10 protein-coding genes and 1 pseudogene are annotated in these 10,845 nt (G+C 70.3%); 7 read left to right on the top strand and 4 right to left on the bottom strand.

Annotated elements, in window-relative coordinates; all coding sequences use genetic code 11:
- The first annotated feature begins 342 nt into the window (after positions 1-342).
- The 3 genes and pseudogenes from ABIE45_RS30205 (at position 343) to ABIE45_RS30195 (ending at position 3,391) form a co-directional block, all read left to right on the top strand.
- The gene (locus tag ABIE45_RS30205; protein WP_192707828.1) at positions 343-1,038 is read left to right on the top strand and encodes a response regulator transcription factor; all 696 of its coding nucleotides are present in this window, start codon (positions 343-345) and stop codon (positions 1,036-1,038) included.
- Positions 1,035-2,544 (top strand): annotated as a pseudogene (locus tag ABIE45_RS30200) (ATP-binding protein). Before ABIE45_RS30205 ends, ABIE45_RS30200 begins: the two are co-directional and overlap by 4 nt.
- Positions 2,545-2,605: 61 nt before the next feature.
- Positions 2,606-3,391: a 3-hydroxybutyrate dehydrogenase gene (locus tag ABIE45_RS30195; protein WP_192707830.1), complete on the top strand. Its 786-nt coding sequence runs from the start codon at positions 2,606-2,608 to the stop codon at positions 3,389-3,391.
- 91 nt (positions 3,392-3,482) lie between these two features.
- Here ABIE45_RS30195 and ABIE45_RS30190 read toward each other — a convergent pair whose 3' ends face one another.
- Positions 3,483-3,860, bottom strand: coding sequence for a CsbD family protein (locus tag ABIE45_RS30190; RefSeq protein WP_192707831.1), 378 nt, complete (start codon positions 3,858-3,860; stop codon positions 3,483-3,485).
- A gap of 155 nt (positions 3,861-4,015) precedes the next feature.
- Complete coding sequence (gene meaB, locus ABIE45_RS30185) at positions 4,016-5,002, bottom strand: methylmalonyl Co-A mutase-associated GTPase MeaB (protein ID WP_192707832.1); 987 nt, start codon at positions 5,000-5,002, stop codon at positions 4,016-4,018.
- Between the two features lie 190 nt (positions 5,003-5,192).
- On the opposite strand from meaB, the gene ABIE45_RS30180 reads away from it, so the two are divergent.
- Positions 5,193-6,221 carry an alpha/beta hydrolase gene (locus tag ABIE45_RS30180; RefSeq protein WP_192707833.1) on the top strand — a complete coding sequence of 343 codons (1,029 nt, stop codon included), beginning with the start codon at positions 5,193-5,195 and terminating at the stop codon, positions 6,219-6,221.
- A gap of 15 nt (positions 6,222-6,236) precedes the next feature.
- On the opposite strand, the gene ABIE45_RS30175 is transcribed toward ABIE45_RS30180, so the two are convergent.
- Positions 6,237-7,121, bottom strand: a complete 885-nt coding sequence (locus ABIE45_RS30175) for a transglutaminase family protein (RefSeq protein ID WP_192707834.1) — start codon at positions 7,119-7,121, stop codon at positions 6,237-6,239.
- A gap of 239 nt (positions 7,122-7,360) precedes the next feature.
- On the opposite strand from ABIE45_RS30175, the gene ABIE45_RS30170 reads away from it, so the two are divergent.
- From ABIE45_RS30170 to ABIE45_RS30160, 3 genes are all read left to right on the top strand, one after another.
- Positions 7,361-7,702 carry a hypothetical protein gene (locus ABIE45_RS30170; RefSeq protein ID WP_192707835.1) on the top strand — a complete coding sequence of 114 codons (342 nt, stop codon included), beginning with the start codon at positions 7,361-7,363 and terminating at the stop codon, positions 7,700-7,702.
- Between the two features lie 70 nt (positions 7,703-7,772).
- Entirely contained in the window at positions 7,773-8,285 is a 513-nt protein-coding gene (locus ABIE45_RS30165; RefSeq protein WP_192707836.1) for a DUF533 domain-containing protein, read from the top strand.
- 108 nt (positions 8,286-8,393) lie between these two features.
- Complete coding sequence (locus ABIE45_RS30160) at positions 8,394-9,458, top strand: esterase (protein ID WP_192707837.1); 1,065 nt, start codon at positions 8,394-8,396, stop codon at positions 9,456-9,458.
- Positions 9,459-9,644: 186 nt separating this feature from the next.
- On the opposite strand, the gene ABIE45_RS30155 is transcribed toward ABIE45_RS30160, so the two are convergent.
- Positions 9,645-10,826 (bottom strand): pyridoxal phosphate-dependent aminotransferase, encoded by a 1,182-nt coding sequence (locus ABIE45_RS30155; protein WP_192707838.1) that lies wholly within the window; start codon positions 10,824-10,826, stop codon positions 9,645-9,647.
- Between the last annotated feature and the right edge of the window lie 19 nt (positions 10,827-10,845).

The following is a 10,845-nucleotide window of genomic DNA, read 5'->3' as shown; positions in this document are numbered from 1 at the left end:
ACATGACGCAAACAGGCCGCTCCTTACCGGGGCGGCCTGTTTGCGTTTGCGCGTTCGGCTGCGCGCCGCGCGCCTTACCGCGAAGTCATGCGGCTGCGAGCCTCCTGTAATCGGCAGTGGGTGATCGTCCCTATGCCAACGATCCGAGCGCCGGGTCGCGTGGAAGAAGCCGCCGGCGGACCTTGCGCCCTCCGAGGATCCTGAGGCGTCGCTTCGGAACGGGCCGGGAGCCCCGCCCCGCGGCCCCGGCCCGTTCAGGCGGCGACAGGGGAGGGGAGTGGCTTGACCATGTTGACCGAGGCACGTTCCCCCGACTCGCGCGCCGCGCTATGGACCGGTTCCATGCGACTGCTCATCATCGAGGACGACCGGGAGGCGGCCGCCTATCTGGTGAAGGCGTTCCGCGAGACCGGGCACGTCGCCGACAGCGCGCATGACGGTCTCGACGGATACGCGCTGGCGCGCGAAGGCGACTATGACGTGCTCATCGTCGACCGGATGCTGCCGAAACTCGACGGTCTCTCGCTGATCCGCTCGCTCCGCGAGCAGAAGGTGGCGACGCCCGCCCTGATCCTGTCGGCGCTGGGGCAGGTCGACGACCGAGTGAAGGGCCTGCGCGCCGGCGGCGACGATTACCTGCCGAAACCCTATGCGTTCTCCGAGCTGCTCGCCCGGACCGAGGCCCTGGCCCGGCGGCAGGTCGGCTCGGGCGCCGCTGAAGAGACGCGCTACCGGATCGGCGATCTGGAACTCGACCGGCTGTCGCATCGCGTGACTCGCGCGGGCCGCGAGATCCCGTTGCAGCCCCGGGAATTCAGGCTTCTCGAATATCTAATGCGGCATGCCGGCCAGGTGGTGACGCGCACGATGCTGCTCGAACACGTCTGGGACTACCACTTCGACCCGCAGACCAACGTGATCGACGTCCACGTTTCGCGCCTGCGCGGCAAGCTCGACAAGGGTTTCCCGTCGCCGATCATCCACACGGTGCGGGGGGCCGGCTACGTGCTGCGCGTCGACGATGGCGGCCCCGGGTGACCGGGTACCCGGCCGGCGAGCCCCTCGCGCCCGAGACCAGCGGCGCGCGCTTCCAGAAGCTGTTCCGCACGACCGCGTTCAAGCTGTCGCTCGCCTACCTCGCGATCTTCGCGCTCTGCGCCTTCCTGGCGCTCGGCTACGTCGCGTGGAATGCCCGGGCCGTGCTCGACGACCAGATCGTCTCGACCATTGATGCCGAGATCAACGGCCTGTCGGAACAGTACAATGCCGGCGGCCTACGCCGGTTGATCTCCGTGGTGGAGCGGCGCTCGCGCGAGCCGGGCGCCTCCCTCTACCTCGTGACCACGGCCGGCGGTGACCACGTCGTCGGCAATGTCGGCTACGTCCCCGCCGCCGTACTGGCGACGCCGGGCCAGAGCGAGACGCGCTACGGCCGCAACGATTCGGATGCCGAGGCGCATCGGGCGATCGTGCGGGTCTTCACCCTGCCGGGCGGATTCCGGCTCCTCGTCGGGCGCGACACCGAGGAGCGCGACCGGCTGCGCGCGGTGGTCGGGGCGCGCCTTCGTCACATCGCTCGCCGCCGTGGTGTTCCTCGGGGTGATCGGCGGCTGGCTCGCAGCCAGCCGGGTCCTGCGCCGGGTCGATGCCATGACTCAGACCACCCGGGCGATCATGGCGGGCGATCTGGACGGCCGGCTCCACGTAGCCGGTAACGGCGACGAGCTCGACCGCCTCGCCTCGAGCCTCAACCAGATGCTGGAGCGCATCGGCGAGCTGATGCGCGGTATGCGCGAGGTGTCCGACAACATCGCCCACGATCTGAAGACGCCGCTGACCCGCCTGCGCAACCGGGCCGACGAGGCCCTGCGCCGCGCCTCATCGCCGGAGGAGCTGCGCACGGCGCTCGAGGCCGTCATCGAGGAGGGCGACGGCCTGATTCGGGTGTTCAACGCCCTCCTGATGATCGCCCGGCTGGAGGCCGGCAGCGCCCGGGAAATTCTGGTGCCGCTGGATCTCGGGCAGGCGGTGCGGGGCGTCGGCGACTTGTACGAGGCGCTCGCCGAGGACCAGGGGCTCGTCCTCGACGTGCGCACGGAGGAGGGCCTGACGATCGCCGGCAACCGCGAGCTGATCGGGCAGGCTCTGGCCAATCTCGTCGACAACGCCCTGAAATACGGAGCCGCCTCGGACGGCACGGCGGCGTGTGTCACCCTCGAAGCGTGGCGTGCGGGCGAGACCGTCCGCCTCGCTGTCTCCGACCCCGGGCCGGGTATCCCAGAGGCGGAGCGCGCCCGCGTGCTCGATCGCTTCGTGCGGCTGGAGGACGCCCGCACGCGACCCGGATTCGGGCTCGGCCTCAGCCTCGTCAACGCCGTTGTCCGCCTGCACCAGGGGACGCTGCGCCTCGCAGACAACGCGCCGGGTCTGCGGGTGGAGATCAGCTTCCCGGCCGAGACGGGGGCGGGCGGCGAGACCGGTGACATCGGGCACGCACCGCCATCGGACGGCCCTGTGCCGGCGGCGCCCTCACGCGCTAGGTAGGTCTTCGACCCGGCTTGCCGCGGCCGCCGCACCTGATCGGCCGTGCGTCCCAGGAGGCTCCATGACCCTCAAGACCAAGACCGCCCTCGTCACCGGCTCCACCAGCGGGATCGGCCTCGCCATCGCCCGCGCGCTCGCGGCGGAGGGTGCGAACGTCGTGCTGAACGGCTTCGGAGACGCAAACGCCATCGAGGACGCGCGCGCGGGGATCGAGAGCGCCTACGGGGTCAAGGCCCACTACTCGGCTGCCGATATGAGCAAGCCGGCGGCGATCACCGCCATGGTGCGGGAGGCGGAAGAGGCGTTCGGATCCGTCGACGTGCTGGTCAACAACGCCGGCATCCAGTTCGTCTCGCCGATCGAGGAGTTTCCGGCGGAGAAGTGGGAACAGATCATCGCGATCAACCTGTCCTCGGCGTTCCACGCGATGCACGCGGCCATTCCCGGGATGAAAGCGCGCGGCTGGGGCCGGATCATCAACACGGCCTCGGCGCACTCGCTGGTCGCCTCGCCGTTCAAGTCGGCCTATGTGGCGGCCAAGCACGGGATCGCGGGCCTCAGCAAGGCGGCGGCACTGGAACTCGCGCCTTACAAGATCACCGTGAACTGCATCTCGCCGGGCTACGTGTGGACGCCGCTCGTGGAGGCGCAGATCCCCGACACCATGAAGGCCCGCGGCCTGACCAAGGAGCAGGTGATCGAGGACGTGCTGCTGAAGGCGCAGCCGACCAAGGAATTCGTCACAGTCGATCAGGTCGCCGCCCTCGCGGTGTTCCTGTCTTCCGACGCAGCGAGCCAGATCACCGGCGCCAACATCAGCATGGATGGCGGCTGGACGGCGCAGTAGCCGGTTATCTGGGTTCGATCCGACCCATAGGGGCGCGGTCGCGAGACGTCCTGGAGCAGCCCCGCCCGGTGACGGGCGGGGCCATCCATCTTCAGCGGCGGCCGTGGACCAGCAAGGCCAGGCCGTAGCCGACGGCACCCGCGATCAGCAGCGCGACCAGAGGATTCTCCTCCACCCGGGCGCCGACGGCGGCGCGCCCGTCACGCAGGTAGGAGCCGCTTCGGCCGTAGGCGTCGCCCGCCACGTCGCCGGCGCGGTCATAGGCATCGCTCGCGTAGTCGCTCGCCCGGTCGGCGAGGTCGCGCGCCTTATCCTTCACCTGCCCGTAGACATTTTGGGCTTGACCCTGAGCCTCGCGGAAGCGCCCCTCGACCGAGTCGCGATTCGAGCCCACGAAATCGCCGGCCGCCCCCTGAACCTTGCCGGCAGCCTCCTTGGCGCCGCCGACGATCCGATCCGTATCCACCATGGCACTCTCCTGGACGTGAGCACGGCGCCGCGACAGGGGCGCCGCTCGTTACGCCGTCGTCCACCGAACGCGCGAGATGGCGTTTGTGCCCCCCGGCCGATGCGAATTTGTGCGCCTCGAACCGGCGCCACGGAGGAGACGTGCCGCGAAACCCGTCAGAGGCCGATCAGCTCGGCGATGGCGGCCGCGCCCGCGGCCGGGGAGGTCTCGCCCCGGGCGACGCCCGCCTCCGCCTCGGCGGTCCGGCGCCGGATCTCGGGCGAGCCGACGAGGCGCTGGTGCAGGCGCTCGTCCACCAGCGCCCACATCCACTTCACATCCTGCGTCCGGCGCTTCGCCTGGATCTCGCCGGTGGCGGTGAGCTTCTCCCGGTGATCGACGATCTTCGCCCACAGGGCATCGAGCCGCAGGTTGTGGAAGCCCGAGATCGTTACCACCGGCGGCGACCAGGTCGCGGAGGCCGGCGTCAGGATGTGCAGGGCCGCCCGGTATTCCGAGGCGGCGGCGTTGGCCCGTTGCTCGGCCTCGCCGCTGTCGGCCTTGTTGACCGCGATCATGTCGGCGAGTTCCAGAATGCCCTTCTTGATGCCCTGCAGCTCGTCGCCGGCCCCGGGCAGCATCAGCACGAGGAAGAAGTCCGTCAGGTCGGCGACCGCCGTCTCCGACTGGCCGACGCCCACCGTCTCGACCAGGATCACGTCGAACCCCGCAGCCTCGCAGAGCAGCATCGTCTCGCGGGTCTTCGCCGCGACGCCGCCCAGGGTGCCGGATGACGGGGAGGGACGGATGAACGCGCGCGGATCATGCGCGAGCCGTGCCATCCGGGTCTTGTCGCCCAGGATCGAGCCGCCGGTGCGCGAGGAGGACGGATCGACCGCCAGCACCGCCACCTTGTGGCCGGCCTCCGTGAGATTCGAGCCGAGGGCATCGATGGTGGTCGATTTGCCGACGCCGGGCACGCCGGTGATCCCGACCCGGATCGCCCGCCCGGTCTCCGGCAGAACGGAGTCGATCAGGTCCGACGCGAGCGCCCGGTGATCGGCGCGCTTCGACTCGGCCAGCGTGATCGCCCGGGCCAGGGCGGCGCGGTCACCGCGCAGCAGGCGCTCGCGCAGGCTCTCGATGTCGATGGACGGCGTCATGGTCTCTTCATGGCGGCGCCGGCGGCCCCCGTCGAGAGGGCGTGCCGTCGGGGCGGGGGACGGATCGGCTGTGGTCCACACGCCACAAGCGCGGCCTTACCCGCTGTTCACACCGCTGTGGGGCGATCATGCCCCGCCATGGTCACGATCCTGGGCGACGGAGAACGCCCCGCCCGAGCGCACCCGGATCATGCCGAGCCATATCGTCTCACGCCGCATTCTTCTCCGGTTCGGCGCCCTCGCGGGCGCCGCGGGTCTCGCGCCGTCGCTCGGCGCCTGCGTCACCGATGATCTCGGAACCGGAGCCGGGCTGCCCGAAAAGCAATCGGCGCTCGACGTCATGCCGGTGCTGCTGGTGGCGACCACCCGCAAGCCCGTGGGCAACCCACCGCGCCCGCCGTATTTCAGCAGTGATCGCGGACGCGGCCTGAGCTTCGCCGAAGTGCGCCTGTCGCCCCCCGACCGCTCCTTGCTGGGGAAGGTCTCGGCCGTCATCACCGGCGACTGGACCATCGGGGCGGTGCCGAAGACCGAGACGGGCCCGGCCGCCGCCGAAGCCTTCGCGCAGGCCGCCCTGGGCCGCGACGTGCTGATCTACGTCCACGGCTACCGCGAATCGTTCGAATCGGCTGCTGTCAGCGCCGCCCGGCTCTCCGACGGGATCCGGTTCCGCGGCGTCTCGGGCCTGTTCACGTGGCCGTCGGCGGCCGCGACCCTCGATTACAATTACGACCGCGAGAGCGCCCTGTGGTCGCGCGACGCCTTCGAGGACCTGCTCAAGGCCCTGGCCGCCTCGCCGAGCGGCGGCCGGATCAACATCGTCGCGCACTCGATGGGCACGCTCCTGACCCTGGAGACCCTGCGCATGCTGCGCGCCGAGGCCGGCGAGGCGGCGATGACGCGCATCGGCGCGGTCGTGCTCGCCGCGCCCGACATCGATTTCGACCTCTTCTCCAACGGCGTCGCCCGGCTGGGACCCGACGTCTCGAAGATCACCGTGATCTCCGCCACCAACGATCGCGCCCTCGAGCTCTCGGCCGCGATCGCGGGCGGCGTTCGGGCCGGCGCTGTCGACCGTGCCAAGCTGGAGGCGCTCGGCGTGCGCGTCGCGGACGCGTCCGATTACGGCGGCGGCCTGATCAACCACGACCTGTTCCTCTCGAATCCGGAGGTTCAGGGCGTGGTCAAGCGTGCCATTGCCCGGGGCGCCGGCGTCTGAGGTCCCGCAGGACGCTCAGCTCATTCGGGTTGCCATACTCTGTGGCGGAAGCGGCTCCTCGGGCGGGAGGGTTGCGACCGCGGACCTTTCGGTCTGGTCGACCTGGTCGGCCCAGACGCGGAAGCCGACGAGCGGATTGGGTCCGAACGTGTGTGTCAGCGGGACGTCCGCGGCGTCGCGGCCGTAGGCCACCATCACCCGCCCGACCCGCGGGCTGTTGTTGCGCGGGTCGAACACGTGCCATCGGCCACCGAGATAGACCTCCATCCAGGCGGCGAAGTCGCCGGCCGGATGCGGCTCGGGCTCGCCGAGGAAGCTGACATAGCCGGTGCAGTAGCGCGTCGGGATGTTGAGGGCGCGGCAGAACGCCACCGCGAGATGCGTGAAGTCCCGGCAGACGCCGCGCCCGCCTGCATAGGCGTCGACGGCCGTCCGGTCCCGGTGCGCGAACTCGTAGCCGAACGCGATGTGGCCATGGACGAAGTCGCAGACCGCCTGCACACGTTCCCAGCCCGGCGTGATCCCGCCGAACAGCTGCCACGCCGTGTCGGCCAGAAGGTCCGATTCGCAGTAGCGGCTGGGCAGCAGGAACACGATGGTCTCCGGCGGCAGAGCCTCGACGGCGTGCTGCTCGGCGTCCGGATGCGCCGGATCGGGCTTCCCGTCATCACGGATCACCGCATCGGTGCCGATGGTGAAGCTGCCGGCCGGCGCGGTCAGGCGGCCGCACAGATTGCCGAAGCCGTCCCGATAGATCTCCACGGGCACGGGCGGCTCGGTGCGGAGCGCGTCGGGTTCCTCGAGGGCACCGGCCCGGGAGGGATGCACGTTGAGCATCACCACCATGGGCACCGGATAGGGAAAGGCGTAGCGCATCTCGCAGCCGAGCCTGATCCGCATGGGCGGGAATTCCTTCCATTGTCCGATGCTGGCCGTCCTGGCCGGACGTGCGGCGCCGAATCGTGCCGCCACCGCGGTGGCGGGCTTGGCGCCCGGCCGCTTCACCCCTACAGCATCCCGGCGCGGCGCCCAGGACCGCCGGTCGAAACCCACGGGTTTTCGCCCGGGGCTCGGCGTCGCACCCGCGCGATCCCGTCGACCGGGCGCGCCTGAGGACGGTTACGAGAGGGATGCCGGTCATGTTCACGCTCGAGATCGACGGCACCGCCGTTGCGGTGATCAACAGCGACGAGGCGTCCGCCAAGGACCTGTTCACCTGTGAGGGTTTCAAGGAGGACATCCGGACCATGACGAGCGAGGGCAAGCCGCTCTGGAACGGCACCTCCGCGCTCAAGGTCCGGGCCGCCACCGAGGACGAGATCGAGATCTTCGAGGACGCCCTGGCGGAGGATGACGGGGAGGGAGAGTTCACCGACGACGCCCGCCACGCCGACGCCGCTTCGGACGACGAGGACGAGGCCGACATCGTCTTCCTGGTGGATATCGATGAGGACGAAGACGAGGACGAAGCCGACGCCTGAGCGCGGCTGAACCCAAGAGCCTCCCGGGTGGTTTCCGATCGGATTTGGACATCACGACCGGGAGGACGGCATGGCTGACAGCAGGCGGATCGTCGACGCGCTGGTGCGCGCGCGGCGCGGCGGGCTGGCTACGGGCGCGGCGCTCGGCGGCCTCGCGCTGATCGGCGGCCTCGCCTTCCGGGCCCTGCGCGGGACGGCGCCGCCCGAGACCGGCGGGCCTGATTTCACGAGTGTCGATGAGGACGAGGCCCGGCTGATGCTGCGGGCCATGGTGGCGGCGACCACGGCGGACGGCATGGTCGACGCCGCGGAGCGCAAGCGTCTCGACGCCGCCGTGGCCGAGGCGGGCCTCGATGCCGACGGTCGATCATGGCTGGAGCGCGAGCTCGCGAGCCCGGCCGATCTCGACGAGATCGCCGACCGCGTCGCGGGACCGGATGCGGCGGCGCGGATCTACGCGGCGGCCCGGCTCGCGATCGATCCCGACACGATCCAGGAGCGACAGTTCCTGAAGATGCTCGCTGAGGCCCTGGACCTTCCCGCAGAGGCCACCGCCCGGGTCGAGCGCGACATCGCGGCCTGACGGCAGGCCGTCGCGCCGGCCGCTCTCCCATGGCGACCGGGCTCTGTGCTAGGCATGCATAGCGTCATGCGGTTCGGGCGGATCATTCGCGGGGAGACGGGACATTTCATGCCGACTCTGTCAGTGCCCGCGCTGGGGCGCGCCCGGCGGATCGCCGGTGCGCTGGTCGCCGCCATGCTGATCGCGGGTGGACCCGCCTCCGCGGCCGATCCCGCTCCGGGGCCGCTCACGATCGCCGAGCAGGGCAGCTTCTTCGTCGGCGGCCGCGACGTCCAGTCGGACACGCTCTCGACGCTGCCGGCCTACGCGCCCTCGGGGACGATCAGCGTCGATCAGATCTATGTCCGCTATCAGATCCCGGTGAGCGCCGGCCGGCCGCCGCTGGTCCTGATCCATGGCTGCTGCCTCACCGGCAAGACCTGGGAGACGACGCCGGACGGGCGCATGGGCTGGGACGAGTTCTTCGTCCGGCATGGTTTTCCGACCTACGTGATCGATCAGGCGTGGCGCGGGCGCTCGGCGGCGAGCCCGGCGCAGATCAACGCTGTGAAGACCGGCCGGGCCGATCCGAACGCCCTGCCCACCGTCTTCTCGGCCGGGCGCGAGCCGGCTTGGGCGATCTTCCGGTTCGGTCCGGAATACCCGAAGGTGTTCCCGGACATGCAATTCCCCCTGGAGGCCCAGGGCGAGTTCTGGAAGCAGATGGTTCCCGATTGGTCGGCGGCGCTGCCGGTGCCGAACCCGACCATTCCGGCCCTCTCGGAACTCGCCAAGCGCCTCAAGGGCGCGGTGCTGATCTCGCACTCGCAGTCGGGAATCTACCCGTTCCAGACCGCCGCCCTCGACCGCTCCGGGATCCGCGCCCTCGTGGCCATCGAGCCTGCGGCGTGCCCGGACCCGGCCAAGGACGACTTGGCCCCCTACAAGGACCTGCCGATCCTCGTGCTGTTCGGCGACTACGTCGATGCCTCGCCCCGCTGGGCGCCCCGGCTCAAGCAGTGCCGCGGCTTCGTGGCTGCGGCGAACGCGGCCGGTGGCCGGGCCGAGCTGATCCTGCTGCCGGAGATCGGCATCCACGGCAATTCGCACATGCTGATGCAGGACAAGAACAGCCTGGACATCGCCGACTGGCTGTCCGGCTGGATCGACAAGCGCGCGCCGGGCAAGTCGTGAGGCCGAGGGGTCCGGTATCCGGTTGAGTTCCCACCCGTAACCTCATCTCGAGGTGCCCGCGTCAGCGGGCCTCGAAGGAGGGCTCCGGGAATCGCTGCGGGATCTGAAGGGCTCCTTCGAGGCCTTTGCTTCGCTCCGGCGCCTCGGGATGAGGACGCGGAGGGACTATCTCTCTGCCCGGAACGCTCAGCCCGGCCTGCGCTCGCTGAGGAACGTGCCCATCCGCTCCAGCGCGCGGCGGATGTTCTCCGCCGAGTTGGCGTAGGACAGGCGGATATAGCCCTCGCCGTGGATGCCGAAATCCGGGCCGCCGATCACCGCGACGCCCGCCTCCTCCAGCAGGGTCGAGGCCAGGGCCTTCGCCTTCCAGCCGGTCCGCGAGATGTTCGGGAAGGCGTAGAACGCGCCCTTCGGGGCGATGCACGACACGTCCGGCAGGCCGTTCAGGCCGTCGACCACGATCGCCCGGCGCCGGTCGAACTCGGCGACCATCTCGGCCACGCAATCCTGCGGGCCATCGAGCGCGGCGATCCCGGCCCATTGCGTCGCCGCGTTCACGCAGGAATGCGCGTTGACCGCGAGCTTGCGCGCGGCGTCGTAGAGCGGCTTCGGCCAGACCGACCAGCCGAGCCGCCAGCCGGTCATCGCGTAGGTCTTCGACGCGCCGTCGAGATAGACCAGCCGGTCGCGGATCTCGGGATATTTCAGAAGCGAGTGGTGGTGCTCGCCGTCATAGGTCATCGTGCCGTAGATCTCGTCCGACAGCACCGCCACGTCGGGGTGCTCGGCCAGACCCTTCACCAGGGCGTCGATCTCGGCCTTCGGGGTCACGCCGCCCGTGGGGTTGGCGGGCGAGTTGACGATCAGCAAGCGGGTCTTCGGCGTGATCAGCGCCAGGGTCTCGGCCGCCGAGAAGGCGAAGCCGTTCTCCTCGCGGATCGGCACCGGGACCGGCGTCGCGCCGGTGAACTCGATCATCGAGCGGTAGATCGGGAATCCGGGATCCGGATACAGGATCTCGGTCCCCGGCGCGCCGAACATCAGGATCGCCATGAACATGGTGACCTTGCCGCCCGGCACGATCATCACGGAATCCGGCGAGACCTCGACGCCGTGGCGGCGGTGGATGTCGCGGGCTACGGCCTCGCGCAAGCCCGGGATGCCCACCGCCGGCGTGTAGCCGTGGTGACCGTCGCGCAGGGCCTTGATGCCGGCCTCGACCACGTGGGCGGGGGTCGGCATGTCCGGCTGGCCGATGCCGAGATTGATCACGTCGCGGCCCTGGGACGCCAGGGCCTGGGCGCGGGCGAGCACCGCGAAGGCATTCTCCTCGCCGATGCGCGAGAAGGCCGGGACCACGTGCAGCATCGCGCCCTCCGGGCCGAGT

The organism is Methylobacterium sp. OAE515, assembly GCF_041806315.1.
Lineage (GTDB): Bacteria > Pseudomonadota > Alphaproteobacteria > Rhizobiales > Beijerinckiaceae > Methylobacterium > Methylobacterium tardum.
This window is presented reverse-complemented; position numbering and strand designations above follow the sequence as displayed.

Bases quoted from the DNA above. Each gene is read 5' to 3' on its own strand.
- ABIE45_RS30205 (WP_192707828.1), top strand. From the start codon at position 343: ATGCGACTGCTCATCATCGAGGACGACCGGGAGGCGGCCGCCTATCTG.
- ABIE45_RS30195 (WP_192707830.1), top strand. From the start codon at position 2,606: ATGACCCTCAAGACCAAGACCGCCCTCGTCACCGGCTCCACCAGCGGG.
- ABIE45_RS30190 (WP_192707831.1), bottom strand. From the start codon at position 3,860: ATGGTGGATACGGATCGGATCGTCGGCGGCGCCAAGGAGGCTGCCGGC.
- meaB (WP_192707832.1), bottom strand. From the start codon at position 5,002: ATGACGCCGTCCATCGACATCGAGAGCCTGCGCGAGCGCCTGCTGCGC.
- ABIE45_RS30180 (WP_192707833.1), top strand. From the start codon at position 5,193: ATGCCGAGCCATATCGTCTCACGCCGCATTCTTCTCCGGTTCGGCGCC.
- ABIE45_RS30175 (WP_192707834.1), bottom strand. From the start codon at position 7,121: ATGCGGATCAGGCTCGGCTGCGAGATGCGCTACGCCTTTCCCTATCCG.
- ABIE45_RS30170 (WP_192707835.1), top strand. From the start codon at position 7,361: ATGTTCACGCTCGAGATCGACGGCACCGCCGTTGCGGTGATCAACAGC.
- ABIE45_RS30165 (WP_192707836.1), top strand. From the start codon at position 7,773: ATGGCTGACAGCAGGCGGATCGTCGACGCGCTGGTGCGCGCGCGGCGC.
- ABIE45_RS30160 (WP_192707837.1), top strand. From the start codon at position 8,394: ATGCCGACTCTGTCAGTGCCCGCGCTGGGGCGCGCCCGGCGGATCGCC.
- ABIE45_RS30155 (WP_192707838.1), bottom strand. From the start codon at position 10,826: ATGCTGCACGTGGTCCCGGCCTTCTCGCGCATCGGCGAGGAGAATGCC.